This is a genomic window from Mesorhizobium sp. M7D.F.Ca.US.004.01.2.1, from assembly GCF_003997785.1.
Classification (GTDB): Bacteria; Pseudomonadota; Alphaproteobacteria; order Rhizobiales; family Rhizobiaceae; genus Mesorhizobium; species Mesorhizobium loti.
The window spans coordinates 1-13983 of sequence record NZ_RZRQ01000156.1; the positions used below are offsets into that span (position 1 = coordinate 1).

The following is a 13983-nucleotide window of genomic DNA, read 5'->3' on the forward strand; positions in this document are numbered from 1 at the left end:
ACGTCACCGAGAAGCTGTTGAAGCGCGCCAAGATGAAGCTCTCGGACATCGACCTGTTCGAGCTCAACGAAGCCTTCGCCTCGGTGGTGCTGCGCTACATGCAGGCTTTCGACATTCCGCATGACAAGATCAACGTCAATGGCGGCGCCATCGCCATGGGCCATCCGCTCGGCGCCACCGGCGCGATGATCCTGGGCACGGTGCTGGACGAACTGGAGCGCCGCGATCTCAACACCGCTTTGGTGACGCTGTGCATCGGCGCCGGCATGGGCACCGCAACCATCATCGAACGCGTCTGACGGGGAGAGAAACGATGAGCTACACCAATTTCACCCTCGACATCGACGCCGACGGCATTGCGCTGGTCACCTGGGACATGCCTGGCCGGTCGATGAACGTCTTCACCGAGGAAGCGATGCGGGAATTGAACGCCATCGTCAACAAGGTGGCAGGTGACGCCGCCATCAAGGGCGCGGTGATCACTTCCGGCAAGGACACCTTCTCCGGCGGTGCCGACATCACCCTGCTGCAGAAGATGTTGACGACCTTCGCCACGGACAAGGGCAAGGACGCCGAAAAGGCGACGAAGGCGCTGTTCGACAATGCCGGTATCATGACCGGCCTGTTCCGCAAGCTGGAGACATCAGGAAAGCCGTGGGTGTCGGCGATCAACGGCACCTGCATGGGCGGTGCCTTCGAATTGTCGCTCGCCTGCCACGGCCGTGTCGCCGCCGACAGCGACAAAGTGAAGATGGCGCTTCCCGAGGTGAAGATCGGCATCTTCCCGGGCGCCGGCGGCACCCAGCGCGTGCCGCGGTTGACCGACCAGCAGCAGGCGCTGCAGATGCTGACCTCCGGCCAGACACTGTCGCCGCAGAAAGCCAAGTCGATGGGCCTGATCCATGAGATCGCCGAACCGGCCAGGCTGGTCGAGGCCGCCAAGGCGATGATCAGGAATGGCCTGAAGCCCGTAGCACCTTGGGACGAGAAGGGTTTCAAGCTGCCCGGCGGCCAGATCTATTCGCCCGCCGGCTTCAATCTGTGGCCGCCGGCCATCGCCATCCTGCGTCGTGAGACCTACGGCAACTATCCGGCCGCCGCAGCGATCCTGAAATGCGTCTATGAAGGGCTGCTGGTGCCGTTCGACACCGCCTTGCGCATCGAGCAGCGCTATTTCACCGAGATCATGCAGACCAAGGAAGCGGCGGCGATGATCCGCTCGCTGTTCGTGTCGCTGCAGGAACTGAACAAGGGCGCCCGCCGCCCGGCCGGCGTGCCCGAAACCAAGTTCAAGAAGATTGGCATTCTCGGCGCCGGCTTCATGGGCGCCGGCATCGCCTATGTCACCGCCAAGGCCGGCATCCCGGTGGTGCTGCTCGACCGCGACATGGAGTCGGCTGCCAAGGGCAAGGCGCATTCCGACAGCCTGGTCTCGGATCAGGTGAAGAAGGGCCGCGCCAAGCCGGAGGACAAAGACAAATTGCTGTCGCTGATCACGCCGACGGCCGACTATGCCGACCTTGCCGGCTGCGATCTGGTGGTTGAGGCAGTGTTCGAGGATTCGGCCGTCAAGAAGAGTGCCACCGAACAGGCGGAAGCCGTGTTGAAGCCGTCGGCGATCTTTGCGTCGAATACCTCCACCATCCCGATCTCGTCGCTGGCCAAGAATTCGGCACGGCCGAAGAATTTCATCGGCATTCACTTCTTCTCGCCTGTCGACAAGATGATGCTGGTCGAGATCATTTTGGGCAAGAAGACCGGCGACAAGGCGCTGGCCACGGCAATCGATTTCGTCCGTGCCATCAAGAAGACGCCGATCGTCGTCAACGACACGCGCGGCTTCTACGTCAACCGCTGCGTGCTGCGCTACATGTCGGAAGCCTACAAGATGCTGATCGAAGGCGTCCCGGCGCCGATGATCGAAAATGCTGCGAAGGCCGCCGGCATGCCGGTCGGACCCCTGGCGCTGACCGACGAGACGGCCATCGACCTTGCCCAGAAGATCATGAAGCAGACCATCAGGGACCTGGGCGACAAGGCGGTCGATCCAAAGCAGATGGCGCTGATCAACACCATGGTCGACGATCACGGCCGCTTCGGTCGCAAGAACGGCAAGGGTTTCTACGATTATCCGGCGAAGCCCGCCAAGAAGAAGCTGTGGCCGGGTCTCAAGGATCTCTATCCGCAGCTTGCGCCCGAGAAGGTCGATTATGAGGAGTTGCAGCAGCGGCTGCTGGTCACCATCGCGCTTGAAGCGGCCCGGGTGATGGAAGAGGGCATCGTCACCGACCCGCGCGAGGCCGATGTCGGCTCGATCCTCGCCTTCGGTTTCGCCCCCTACACTGGCGGCGCGCTGTCCTACATCGACGGCATTGGCGCCAGGGCGTTCGTCAAGATCGCCAAGAAGCTGCAGAAGAAATACGGCGCCGAGTTCAAGGCGCCCAAGCTGCTGCTCGACATGGCGGAGAAGGGCGAGAGCTTCTATCAACGTTTCGATCCCTATGCGAAAGGCGACGTGAAGCAGGCAGCCTGACGCCGACCCGATGTATGTCTGGGTGCGCATGGCGCGCATGATGGCCACGGCGCGCAGCCGTGGCCCCTATATGATGGGTGGCGAAAGCCGGCTGGCTTTTCGCTGCCTGCCGACCGACATCGATTTCAACATCCATCTTAACAATGCGCGCTACATGATGCTGGCCGATCTCGGCCGCATTGATTTATTTATGCGCGCGGGCCTCATCAGGCTGGCGAGGACAAATGGCTGGGCGCCGATGATGGGCGGGCTGCAGACGGTCTATGCGCGCGAGATCAGGCTGTGGCGTCGCTTCGAAGTGGTGTCTTCGATCGAGACTTGGGAAGGCACCCAGGTTATAGGCAAGCATCGTTTCGTCCTCGACAATGGCGAGACAGCCGCCTTGATCATGACGACGGCCGGCGTCTATGACCGCGGGGCTCGGCGCTTTCTCGATATCGACGAGGTCGTCGCAGCACTTGGCCGCGCGGCAAACCCGCGACCTCTAACCCAGGCAGAACGGATTTTCATGACGTCGCACCAGGGTCTGCGCAGCTTGGCCAAGGGTGTCGATTGATCCCGGGAATCGGAATTTGTGGGGCCACAGCTTACACGCGGCGTTGTGGGGCGGGCGGTGGACAAAACGGCATTCCAAGACTAGAAGGGAAAGGTATTTTTTCCTGCATTGAAGGAGAGCAAGACGTGCTCTCGCATGACCGTGTCTGGGCCGCCATCGATGCTCTTGCCGAGCGCTATTCGCTTTCGGCCTCGGGACTGGCCAAGCGCGCGGGGCTCGATTCCACCGCCTTCAACAAGTCGAAGCGTTTGTCTTCGGATGGTCGGCCGCGCTGGCCGTCGACCGAATCGCTTGCCAAGATCATCGAGGCGACGGGCGCTTCGCTCGATGAATTCACCGGTCTGATCGAAGGCCGGCCCGGGATCAGCAATAGTGCTTCGACCAGCCATGCCGCTTCGGTCGCCCGCAGACGCTCCGTGCCGTTGCTCGGCTTTGCCCAGGCCGGCGCCGGCGGCTTCTTCGACGATGCCGGCTTTCCGGCCGGGCAGGGTTGGGATCTGGTCGAACTGCCGGCACAATCGACCGAGAGTTCCTATGCGCTGCAGGTGCAGGGTGATTCCATGCTGCCGCTCTACCGCAATGGCGACGTCCTCATCGTCGAACCGGGCGCCATCACCCGCAAGGGTGATCGCGTCGTCGTCAAGACCACCGGCGGCGAGGTGATGGCCAAGGTGCTCGAGCGCCAGACCGTCAAGTCGATTGCGCTGATCTCGCTCAATCCCGATCATCCCGACCGCGATATTCCCATGCACGATGTCGAGTGGGTGGCGCGGATTGTGTGGGCAAGCCAGTAGGTCAGGCTCGTGCGGCTCCTTCATCATGCCTTGGCGGTTCTGATGGTCCCAGTGATGGCGGCCATGGTCGTCACTGGTGGTCACACGCTGAAAGGAAGCGACAGCGTCGTCACGGTGGATCAGCTTGATCCGGGCGCCGATACGATCGCGCAACAAGGCGCCGAGACGGTGCCCGAAGAGCCGGCCACATCGGCCATAGCAGCTCCACAGCCGCCAAAGCCGGCGCCGCATTCGAGGGCGATCGATCCCCAATTTGTCGCGCCACCGGAACTGCCCGCCGAGGGGCTTGAACGGGTCGAGCCGCGCGAGCCATTGAGCAAGCTTGCGCTGGCCGTGCCGCCCAAGCCGAAAATGCCTGACGACTGGAACGGCACAAAGCTGTTCCAGCCGGTTGCGCCGGCCGCTGGCCTAATCGAAGCGAAGGGCTACTCGGTCGCGGTTTCCGGCATCGACCTCGTCAGGCAGGACGAGACCTGTAGCGAGGACGGCAAATCCTGGCCGTGCGGCGTCCGTGCGCGGACGGCATTCCGCGCCTTCCTGCGTGGCCGCGCGGTGGTTTGCACCGTGCCGCCCGAGGGCGGCCGCGACCTGATCGCTGCCGAATGCCGGATCGGCAAGCAGGATGTCGGCCAATGGCTGGTCGAAAACGGCTGGGCGCGCGCCGCCAAGGGTGGGCCCTATGCCGAAGCCGGCGACAAGGCACGCACGGCGAAGAAGGGCATTTTCGGATCGGCGCCTGATCTGTCCGGCATGCCGGCAATGCCGGCCGCACCGAGCCCGGCGCCTCAGGCGCCGAGTTCGATCCTGGAAGAGTCCGGCGGCGTGCTCAAACCAGCTGACCAGCCAGCGCCCGCTCAATGAGCGCCCGCGTCTCGGCAATGCCGTAGAGCGCGGCGAACGAACCGAAGCGCGGGCCGCGCTCCTGGCCGATCAGCACCTGGTAAATCATCTGGAAGAAGGCACCCGATACGCCAGGGCCGCCCTCCGGGCTCTGCTTGGAATGATCCTGATAGCGTTCGATCCTGCGCGCGACGTTGAGCGAAGCGTTCTGGATCGCTTCGCCATTGGCGCCGGCCGGCAATTCACCAAGCGCCTTGTCGAGGGCTTGCAGCGCCTCGCGCTCGACCTCGTCGGCCGGGCGGAAGGTTTTCGTCGGCTTCACGAAATCGTCGAAATAGCGGATCGCGTGGCCGACCAGCTGGTCGAGTTCGGGATGCGTCTTTGGCGTCACCCCTTGCGTGTGGCGTGAGATGAAGCCCCACAGCACATCCTTGTTCTGCGCGTTGGAAGCGCTGACCAGATTGAGCAGCAGCGAGAACGGCACCGGCATGTCGATCGCGGGCGGGTTGCCGTCATGCATATGCCAGACTGGGTTGCCCAGCCGTTCCTTCCAGTCCTGCCGGGGATAGGCGGCGAGGAAGGTATAGTATTCGTCCACAGCCCGCGGGATGACGTCGAAATACAGCTTCTTGGCCTGCCGCGGCCGCTGGTACATGTAGAGCCCGAGGCTTTCGGTCGGCGCATAGGTCAGCCACTCGTCGATGGTCAGCCCGTTGCCCTTCGACTTCGAGATCTTCTGGCCGTTCTCGTCGAGAAACAGTTCGTAGACGAAATGCTCCGGCGCCCGTCCGCCCAGAATGTTGCAGATGCGGTCGTAAACCACCGCATTGGTCTGGTGATCCTTGCCGAACATCTCGAAATCGACGCCAAGGGCTGCCCAGCGCATGCCGAAATCCGGCTTCCATTGCAGCTTCACGCGGCCGCCGGTGATCGAAAGCGTGGTCTCGGTACCCTCGTCGTCGAAGGTGATGGTGCCGGCCTCGGCGTCGACATGCTTCATCGGCACGTAAAGCACGCGGCCGCTCTTCGGCGAAATCGGCAGGAACGGGCTGTAGGTCGCCTGCCGCTCGGGGCCGAGCGTCGGCAGCATCACCGCCATGATCTGGTCGTAGCGTTCGGCGGCGCGCTTGAGCATCGCGTCGAAACGGCCGGACTTGTAGTATTGCGTCGCGCTGGCGAACTCGTAGTCGAAGCCGAACGTGTCGAGGAAGCGGCACAGCATCGCATTGTTGTGGTCGGCGAAGCTGGCATAGTCGTCGCCGAACGGATTGGGAACCGACGACAGCGGCTTGTGCAAATGCGGCTCGAGTGCGGCGCGATCCGGCACGCTGTCGGGTATCTTGCGCATACCGTCCATATCGTCGGAAAAGCACAGCAGCTTGGTGGCAACCTCGTCCTGCGTCAGGACGCGAAAGGCATGGCGCACCATCGACGTGCGCGCCACCTCGCCGAATGTGCCGATATGCGGCAGGCCGGACGGTCCGTAGCCGGTCTCGAACAGGACCGTTTGCGGAAAGTCGGTGCCTTTGTAGCGTTCGATGATCTTTTTGGCTTCTTCGAACGGCCATGCCTTGCTCTCGACCGCGGCCGCCAGCAGCTCGGGATTGAGATCGATGATGTTTGATCCCGCCATGTCACTGTTTTCCAAATCATTCGCCGGCCCATTCGAAGGCGGCCGGAGCAGAGGTTTTTCAACCGGTCTCTAGGCGTGCATCGCCGGAGCGTCAACGCGTGCGGCGCTTTTTCCTTGCGGTGCAGATTTCGTGTTCTTACCTTCGAGGCCCGGTTCAAGGAGAAAAAATTGCCGACGCCGCATGAAGCCCTGATCTACCTGATGGTCATCACCTCGGCCTCCGATCGCGACATGACCGATGTCGAACTGGCGCGGATCGGCGAGGTCGTCCGCTCCTGGCCGGTGTTCGAGGACTTCAACCACGACAGACTGGTCGGCGTCGCCCAGGCCTGCCAGAAGCGCCTGCACGAAAAGGACGGACTGGAAGGCGTGCTGGCTGAAGTCGCGGAGGCCTTGCCCGAGCGGTTGCGCGACACCGCCTATGCCGCCGCCTTCGAGGTTGCCGCTGTCGATCTCGAAATGCGCATGGAAGAAGTGCGGGTGCTGCAGCTGATCCGTCGTCAGCTCGATCTCGACACGCTGACGGTCGCGGCAATAGGCCGTGCCGCCAAGGCCCGCCTGCGTACGCTGACCTGAAAGTCCTTGGCCCTAGAAAAAGCTGACCGGGAAATAGCGCAGATAAAATTCGGCAAACGTGCCTTTCATCGAAATCTCCTGCAGCGCGTAGTCGAGCGCGGCGGCAAGCGCTGGATTATCCGCTTTGGTGGCGATGGCCATGCCAGTGCCCAGATATTCGGGCGCCAGATAGGGCCCGCCGGCAAAGCGGCAGCAGCCCGCCGCATCCGAGCCGCCCAGCCAGAAGGCCAGGCGCATGCCGTCGCCGAAGGCCGCGTCGACCTTGCCGGCCTTGAGATCGTTGTAAAGGTCTTCCGGTCTGTCGAAAGTGACGACCTGAACCGTGTTGAAATAGTCGCGCAGCATGCGCTCATGCGCTGAACCTGATATTACGCCGACACGGTTGCCGTGCAATTTGTCAAAGACCGGTTCGGTCAGCGCCTTGCTTTTCGGCATGATGAAGCGTGCCGGAAACTGCAGATAGGAGCGCGAGAAGGCATAGGTCGCGCGCGATTCCGGCGTTGCGGCGATGCCGGCGATGATCGCCTCGCCTTCGCCTTTCTGCAATGCGCCTTCCAGCTCGGTCCAGGGCAAGGCCTGGATCTGGCATTTTTCGACGATGCCAAGCTCGGCGCAGATGGCGCGTGCCAGATCGATGTGGAAGCCGGACAGCTTTCCCGAGCCGTCGAGGAAATTGAAGGGTGGGAAATCTGTCGTGGTCAGAAATCTCAGCCGGGGCAGCGCCGAAAGGTCTGGCTTGGGCAGCCGCTCCTTGGCATCCCACAGCACCGGAACCTGAGGCGCCGCGGCGCGCGCACCATCGGCGAGCGACAGCAATCCGATCAGCATCGCAAGGGCGAAGGATCTCCACTGGAACGCCAAGATAAAACTCCGCCACACTCGTGCTCGCACCGGTTTTGGTACGAAAATGGTACAGGCACAATGGTTTTTGATTTCAACACGCCGATTTCAGGATATGATTTAGCCGGTTTGCAAATCAGCTTTGGCCGCCTTGGTGAGAGGATCAAGGTCGGAGCCACAGAATAAGAATGCGGTTTGCAATCCGTGGTCGGTGGCGAAGTGTAAATCAGGCACGCATCATTGGCCGCAATGCATGAGGCAACATGGGGTTGATGTTGCGATGAGTCAGTTCGATCGCACGCTGGAATTCATAGACCAACTGCAGCACGCCGCAACGGCGGCGGCGGTCTGCGAAAGGCTGCTGGGCATAACGGCGGATTTCGGTCTCACCGCACTGATGGCGGGAACCGTACCGCAGCCAGGCACGCCGGCCGGCCAGCAAAAGCAGCATGTGCTTCTCTGCGATTGGCCTGGCGAGTGGCTCGAGCGCTATGTCGCGCGCAACTATGTCGACCACGACCCGGTCGTCAGCCACATGAAACAGTTGCAGGCGCCCTTCCAGTGGCGCGAGGCGTCGCAGAGCATCCGCATAGACAAGAGCAGCGGCGAAGTGATGGGCGATGCCGGCGCCTTCAAACTGCGTGATGGGCTGGCCTTCCCGTTGGTCACGCTCGACGGCCAGATCGTCATGGTGTCGCTGGGCGGCGAGGCCGTGGAATTGTCCGCTGCCGAGTTCGGCCAGGTGTCATTGGTGTCGACCTATGCGGTTGGCCGCGCCATGCAACTCCACACCATGGCGAGCAAGAGCATCGATCATATCGTGCTGACGCCGCGCGAACGCGAATGCCTGCAATGGGCCGCAGTGGGCAAGTCCGAGTGGGAGATTTCGCAAATCCTCGGTATCTCCGAACACACCTCGGAGAAACATCTTCTTAACGCCAAAAGCAAACTCGGTGCCGTCAACCGGGTTCAAGCCGTCGCGGAAGCGATAAGGCGCGGCTACATTAGTTAGGTCGGCCGTGCCGACCTGAAATCCTTGCCTACGCGATCACGCAATTTTCTCACCAAAGCACGGCCGTATCTTCCTCTGAACACAGGAGACGCCGGAATGCTTTTTTCCCTTACAACCCAAGAATTGATGGAACGTCCCGACCTTTGGGAGGCCGTCCATCGGCTGCGCTACAAGATATTTGTCGAGGAGATGGGATGGGAGGATCTCAGGCGGCCCGACGGGCTCGAACGCGACCAGTTCGATCATGACGAGGCCATCCATCAGATCGTCATCAGAGGTGACGAAGTCGCGGGCTATCAAAGGATGTTGCCGACCACGCGGCCTCATCTGCTGACCGAGGTTTTGACCGACCTTTCCGAAGGAATCCCGCCATCGGGTCCGAACATCTGGGAATTGACCCGCTATGCGGTGGCTCCCGGTTTTCGCGATGGCCGCCGCGGCGTTTCGACCGTCGGCACCGAATTGATCGCCGGCTTCGTCGAGTGGGGGCTAAAGCGCGGCGTCGACAAGGTGATCATCGAGTTCGAGCCGATGTGGGTACTGCGCGCTTTGCAGCTGCACTTCCTGGCGACCCCGCTGGGCTATCAGCGCACCTATGGCAACCAGCAGGTGGTCGCAACCCTGCTCACCTTCAACGAGCATACCCTCGACGTGGTGCGGTCGCGCCGCAATCATTTTGCTCCCGTGCTGGCCAGGGGATATCCCGACATGCTCGGCCAAAGGCGAGCGTCATGAGGTCGGAGACAGTCATGAGCGCACATCCACAACCCGAACTCCGCAATCACACGCTTGTCGTCACCGTGTCGTCGAATGACGGCCGGCCGGTGCTGGACAGGAGAGCCTATGAAAGCCTGGCAAAGACCTTCCATGAAGCCGCCGACAATGAGGAGGTGCGCGTCGTCGTGCTGCGCGGCCTGGCAGGCTGTTTCTGTCTCGGCGGCGATTTCTCCGAATTTCTCGACGCCACCAAGCACCAGAAACTGATCGCGGCCGTCACGGACCTGTTCCGCACGCTGGCCACATTTCCCAAGCCCATCCTTGCCTGCGTCGACGGCGATGCCGTCGGCGTCGGCTGCACCATCCTGTTCCATTGCGACATGGTGATCGCGTCCAATGAAAGCACCTTCAGGGTGCCGTTCGTCGATTTCGGCCTGGTGCCGGATGCGGCGACCAGCATCCTGGCGCCGCAGAAGCTCGGCTATGCCGGCGCTTTCCGCTTCTTCTGCCTCGGCGACACGCTTCGTGCCGAGGACGCCAGGGCGCTCGGCCTTGTCGCCGAGATCGTGCCGGGCGGCAGCGTCGAGGAGGCGGCCCTCGGCCGGGCAAGGCAGCTTGTCAAGAAGCCGGTCGCTGCCTTGCTGCAGACGCGCGGCCTGCTGAAGGGAAACACCCAGGCGCTCTGCGACCGCATCGACCAGGAGATTTCGCTTTTCCAGCAGGCGCTGCAGGACGACACCACGCTGCGCCGATTGCAGCGCATCGCCCGGCTGGCGGCCTGAACGGTCCGATCGAAAGGTGCCGATGAAGAGCGCCGCGCGGCCTTGGCTGCGCGGCGCAAAAAGCGTCAGTCCTGTTTTCCCAGGAAAGACGGCCCTTCGCCGATGATCTTCTTGTCCTCCTTGCCGATCACGTCGAGATCGCGCCCGTCGTAGGGCAGCGACAACAGGATGCGCCGCATGACCGCCAGCCGCGCGCGTCGCTTGTCATTGGCGCGCACGATGATCCATGGCGCGAACTCCTTGTGGGTGCGCTCGAACATGGTGTCGCGCACCTTGGTGTAATCGTCCCACTTGGTGATGCCGGCAACGTCGATCGGCGAGAACTTCCAGCTCTTCAGCGGGCTGTAGCGGCGGTCGTGAAAGCGCTCGAGCTGCGTTTCCTGGCCGATGTTCAGCCAGAACTTGAAGAAGTGGATGCCCTCGTTGGAAATCATCCGTTCGAAATGCGGCGTCTCCTCGAGAAACTGCTCGTGCTGTTGCGGCGTGCAGAAACCCATCACCGGCTCGACGCCGGCGCGGTTGTACCAGGATCGGTCGAAGGTGACGAATTCGCCCGATGTCGGGAAATGGTCGACATAGCGCTGGTAGTACCATTGCCCCAGCTCGGTCGGGGTCGGCTTGGTCAGCGCCACGTTGCGTGCCGTGCGCGGGTTGAGGTACTGGCGCACCACGAAGATCGTGCCGCCCTTGCCGGCAGCATCGCGGCCCTCGAACAGCGCCATCACCCGTTTGCCGGTCGACTGCAGCCAGGCCTGCGCCTTGACCAGCTCGATCTGCAATTTCTCGAGCGTCTCGTCATACTCGTCGCTTTTCATCTTCTTGTCGTAGGGATAGCCGCCGGCGGTCAGCTTGTTGTCCTCGACCCAGTCGGGAAGCACGGGATTTTCGATGTCGAACTCCCGCTCCTTGCCGTCGATCCTGATCTTCAGCGGCCCCGAAGTCGGCGCGGCAGAACTTTCCTTGGCTTTTTTCATCAAGACGAACCCTTTCCAGCTTCCGGACTCATGCTATTGGGAGCCACTACAGCGCCGCGCGTCCGTTTGGACGCGCAAAGGACGCTGTAGCACTTTTAATTTGCGCATGATCCTTTCCGAAAATCGATTCCCGATGTTCGGGGTCATGCGGCAACCGGCCCAGTGGAAGTTTCCGCCACTGTGCGGCCGGGCGCGAAGGCATGGGGTGCGGGGCCGCAAGCGAATGACTGACCTGGACGCAGAGCAGAGAGGCATCGCGCAAACCATAGCCACACGGCTGTGGAACAGCCGCTGGCTGCTTGCGGCCGGCGTGGTCGCGGTCGTCGTCGTTTATGCCTTGGCCGGGATTTCAGCCTATGTCGTCCTCGCGGCGCTGCTCCTGCTGCTTGCTGCGGCAACGCTGCCGGCCGTTGGCACCGGCCAGTCGGCTGAAAGTGGCGCGGCCATCGAGGCCATCGGCTTGCAGAGGCTGTCAGGTGAATATCTTGCGGCCGCCGTCGCCGATCCGCTGATCATCTTCGACCGGACAGCCACCATCGTCCACGCCAATGCCGCCGCTTTCGCCGCCTTCGGCGGGATAGCGCCGGGCATGTCGCTGTCGTTGAAATTCCGGGCGCCGGAAATGCAGGCGCTGCTGGACGGCGTGCTGTCGGGCGACCTCGCCTCCGATGTCGTCGACTATACGGAAAAGCTGCCGGTCGAACGGGCTTACCGGGTGAGCGCGTCCTCGGTCGGCCACGCCACCGATCTTTATGTACTGGTGTTCAAGGACCAGAGCGAAGCGCGCAGGATCGACCGTATGCGCGCCGACTTCATCGCCAATGCCAGCCACGAACTGCGCACGCCGCTCGCCTCCATCGCCGGCTTCATCGAAACGCTGCGCGGGCCGGCCCGCAACGACCCGGCGGCGCGCGATCAGTTCCTGCAGATCATGCAGAGCCAGACGGGTCGCATGGCGCGTCTGATCGACGATTTGCTGTCGCTGTCGCGGCTTGAGATGAAGCCTTATCTGAAGCTTGGAACCGAGGTCGATCTGCGCGAGACCGTCGACAGCGTCATCGATTCGCTTGGACCGCTGGCCAGGGAAAACAGCGTTGCCATCGAGCGGGACTATGCCGATGGGCCGCTTGATGTGCCGGGCGATCGCGACGAACTTTTTCAGGTGTTCGAGAACCTTCTGGAAAACGCCTGCAAATACGGGCAGTCGGGCGGGCGCGTCGTGGTGTCGATCGCGCGCAGCGATGCCGGCTCGGAACCGGGTATCGACGTGACTATCAGGGATTTTGGCCCCGGCATTCCAGAAGAGCACATTCCGCGCATCACCGAGCGTTTCTATCGCGTCGATGTCGAGACCAGCCGGACCCAGAAAGGCACCGGCCTTGGCCTGTCGATCGTCAAGCATATCCTGACGCGCCACAACGCAAGGCTTTCGATCAAGTCCGAGGTCGGTCAAGGCGCCGCCTTCTCGGTTCATTTGCCGACGCACTGAAACCGCCCTAGTTTTCCACCAGACCGTTTCTTTTTTCTGTCATCCGGCTAGCGTATCAGCGGGGATTCGAGGAAACGACTCAAAGTCAAAACACCCGTGGGAAGGCATTTTATCATGCAGTCCGTGCATACTATGAGCGCCTATGATGAGGAGCTCAAATATCTGTCGAAGCGCATCGCGGCGATGGGCGGCCATGCCGAGCGCATGGTCGAACAGGCGGTTGCCGCTCTCGTCAACGCTGACCCCGGCCTCGCCCAGAAGGTCATCCGCGATGATGCCGTGCTGGATGAAGGGCAACGCGAAATCGACGACAAGGCGATCATCATCATCGCCAAGCGCCAGCCGATGGCGACGGATTTGCGCGAGATCGTCGGCGCGATCCGCATCTCCGCCGACCTGGAACGGGTCGGCGACCTCGGCAAGAACGTCGCCAAGCGGGTGGTTGCTGTCACCGACGGACGCCAGCCGACCAGCCTGTTCCGCGGCCTCGAGGCCCTGGCCAACCTGGCGCTGACCCAGCTCAAGGAAGTGCTCGACGTCTACGCGTCTCGCTCGGTGGAGAAAATCGGCTTCGTGCGCGACCGCGACGACCAGATCGACGCCATGTACACATCGTTGTTTCGCGAATTGCTGACCTACATGATGGAAGATCCGCGCAACATCACGCCCTGCACGCATCTGCTGTTCTGCGCCAAGAACATCGAGCGTATCGGTGATCACGCCACCAACATCGCCGAGACCATCTACTACATCGTCACCGGCGAGCAGTTGCCGGCCGAGCGACCCAAGGGCGACAAGACCGACAAGATCGGTCTTTCCGAGACGCTGCCGGTTAAGTGAACGGCCGCCTCTCGAACCGTCGCCCGAATTACGCTAAGCTTTCCGGGCTTTGCCTCTATCCTCGTCCGTGGATTTGCTTCGGGAGGTCGTGATGGAAAATGTTCGGAACCTGACCCCGGCGCCTGCGCCTGCTTCCGGCATAATCGCTTGCGGCGTCTACACGGCCGGGCGCCGCATCGCCGATATTCCCATCGAGGAAGCCGGCGAATGGGCAAAAAAATCCGGTCATGTCGTCTGGATTGGCCTGCTCGAGCCCGACCGCAACCTGCTTCTGCGCGTTCAGGCGCAGTTTCACCTGCATGAACTGGCGATCGAGGATGCCGAGCACCCACACCAGCGGCCGAAGATCGAGCAATATGGCGATGCCTTGTTCATCGTCGCCCGCACCGCGCAACTG

At 62.2% G+C, this 13983-nt stretch carries 14 protein-coding genes and 1 pseudogene; 12 read left to right on the plus strand and 3 right to left on the minus strand.

What is annotated here, in order from left to right; all coding sequences use genetic code 11:
• From EN993_RS20460 to EN993_RS20480, 5 genes and pseudogenes are all read left to right on the plus strand, one after another.
• A pseudogene (locus EN993_RS20460) lies at positions 1-299 on the plus strand (acetyl-CoA C-acyltransferase); the annotation flags it as partial.
• Between the two features lie 14 nt (positions 300-313).
• A complete protein-coding gene (locus tag EN993_RS20465) occupies positions 314-2533 on the plus strand; it encodes a 3-hydroxyacyl-CoA dehydrogenase NAD-binding domain-containing protein (protein ID WP_127264655.1) in 2220 nt (739 codons plus the stop codon).
• Positions 2534-2543: 10 nt separating this feature from the next.
• Complete coding sequence (locus EN993_RS20470) at positions 2544-3089, plus strand: thioesterase family protein (RefSeq protein WP_109666504.1); 546 nt, start codon at positions 2544-2546, stop codon at positions 3087-3089.
• A 125-nt stretch (positions 3090-3214) separates the two neighbouring features.
• Positions 3215-3883: a helix-turn-helix transcriptional regulator gene (locus EN993_RS20475; protein ID WP_126067627.1), complete on the plus strand. Its 669-nt coding sequence runs from the start codon at positions 3215-3217 to the stop codon at positions 3881-3883.
• 42 nt (positions 3884-3925) lie between these two features.
• Entirely contained in the window at positions 3926-4744 is an 819-nt protein-coding gene (locus EN993_RS20480) for a thermonuclease family protein (RefSeq protein WP_109666786.1), read from the plus strand.
• Here the strand turns inward: EN993_RS20480 and EN993_RS20485 are convergent.
• Positions 4710-6356 (minus strand): lysine--tRNA ligase, encoded by a 1647-nt coding sequence (locus EN993_RS20485; protein WP_127264656.1) that lies wholly within the window; start codon positions 6354-6356, stop codon positions 4710-4712. The two genes, EN993_RS20480 and EN993_RS20485, sit on opposite strands and share 35 nt — an antisense overlap.
• 168 nt (positions 6357-6524) lie before the next feature.
• Between EN993_RS20485 and EN993_RS20490 the strand changes: the two genes are divergently transcribed.
• Positions 6525-6932 carry a tellurite resistance TerB family protein gene (locus EN993_RS20490; protein ID WP_082525486.1) on the plus strand — a complete coding sequence of 136 codons (408 nt, stop codon included), beginning with the start codon at positions 6525-6527 and terminating at the stop codon, positions 6930-6932.
• Positions 6933-6944: 12 nt separating this feature from the next.
• On the opposite strand, the gene EN993_RS20495 is transcribed toward EN993_RS20490, so the two are convergent.
• A complete protein-coding gene (locus EN993_RS20495; RefSeq protein ID WP_109666513.1) occupies positions 6945-7793 on the minus strand; it encodes a transporter substrate-binding domain-containing protein in 849 nt (282 codons plus the stop codon).
• Positions 7794-8052: 259 nt separating this feature from the next.
• Between EN993_RS20495 and EN993_RS20500 the strand changes: the two genes are divergently transcribed.
• The 3 genes from EN993_RS20500 (at position 8053) to EN993_RS20510 (ending at position 10283) form a co-directional block, all read left to right on the plus strand.
• On the plus strand, positions 8053-8784 hold the full coding sequence (locus EN993_RS20500; RefSeq protein ID WP_109666516.1) for a LuxR family transcriptional regulator: 732 nt from the start codon (positions 8053-8055) through the stop codon (positions 8782-8784).
• A 96-nt stretch (positions 8785-8880) separates the two neighbouring features.
• Complete coding sequence (locus EN993_RS20505) at positions 8881-9519, plus strand: acyl-homoserine-lactone synthase (protein WP_109666519.1); 639 nt, start codon at positions 8881-8883, stop codon at positions 9517-9519.
• Positions 9520-9533: 14 nt separating this feature from the next.
• Positions 9534-10283: an enoyl-CoA hydratase-related protein gene (locus tag EN993_RS20510; protein WP_109666788.1), complete on the plus strand. Its 750-nt coding sequence runs from the start codon at positions 9534-9536 to the stop codon at positions 10281-10283.
• Between the two features lie 65 nt (positions 10284-10348).
• Here the strand turns inward: EN993_RS20510 and ppk2 are convergent, their stop codons facing one another.
• On the minus strand, positions 10349-11257 hold the full coding sequence (gene ppk2 / locus EN993_RS20515) for a polyphosphate kinase 2 (RefSeq protein ID WP_109666522.1): 909 nt from the start codon (positions 11255-11257) through the stop codon (positions 10349-10351).
• Between the two features lie 223 nt (positions 11258-11480).
• On the opposite strand from ppk2, the gene EN993_RS20520 reads away from it, so the two are divergent.
• From EN993_RS20520 to EN993_RS20530, 3 genes are all read left to right on the plus strand, one after another.
• Complete coding sequence (locus EN993_RS20520) at positions 11481-12746, plus strand: ATP-binding protein (protein WP_164757734.1); 1266 nt, start codon at positions 11481-11483, stop codon at positions 12744-12746.
• 114 nt (positions 12747-12860) lie between these two features.
• A complete protein-coding gene (gene phoU / locus EN993_RS20525) occupies positions 12861-13586 on the plus strand; it encodes a phosphate signaling complex protein PhoU (protein ID WP_109666524.1) in 726 nt (241 codons plus the stop codon).
• Positions 13587-13677: 91 nt separating this feature from the next.
• A partial coding sequence (locus EN993_RS20530; protein WP_281040571.1) for a CorA family divalent cation transporter occupies positions 13678-13983 on the plus strand: 306 nt, incomplete at its 3' end.

Bases quoted from the DNA above. Each gene is read 5' to 3' on its own strand.
- EN993_RS20465 (WP_127264655.1), top strand. From the start codon at position 314: ATGAGCTACACCAATTTCACCCTCGACATCGACGCCGACGGCATTGCG.
- EN993_RS20470 (WP_109666504.1), top strand. From the start codon at position 2,544: ATGTATGTCTGGGTGCGCATGGCGCGCATGATGGCCACGGCGCGCAGC.
- EN993_RS20480 (WP_109666786.1), top strand. From the start codon at position 3,926: ATGGTCCCAGTGATGGCGGCCATGGTCGTCACTGGTGGTCACACGCTG.
- EN993_RS20485 (WP_127264656.1), bottom strand. From the start codon at position 6,356: ATGGCGGGATCAAACATCATCGATCTCAATCCCGAGCTGCTGGCGGCC.
- EN993_RS20500 (WP_109666516.1), top strand. From the start codon at position 8,053: ATGAGTCAGTTCGATCGCACGCTGGAATTCATAGACCAACTGCAGCAC.
- EN993_RS20505 (WP_109666519.1), top strand. From the start codon at position 8,881: ATGCTTTTTTCCCTTACAACCCAAGAATTGATGGAACGTCCCGACCTT.
- EN993_RS20510 (WP_109666788.1), top strand. From the start codon at position 9,534: ATGAGCGCACATCCACAACCCGAACTCCGCAATCACACGCTTGTCGTC.
- ppk2 (WP_109666522.1), bottom strand. From the start codon at position 11,257: ATGAAAAAAGCCAAGGAAAGTTCTGCCGCGCCGACTTCGGGGCCGCTG.
- EN993_RS20520 (WP_164757734.1), top strand. From the start codon at position 11,481: ATGACTGACCTGGACGCAGAGCAGAGAGGCATCGCGCAAACCATAGCC.
- phoU (WP_109666524.1), top strand. From the start codon at position 12,861: ATGCAGTCCGTGCATACTATGAGCGCCTATGATGAGGAGCTCAAATAT.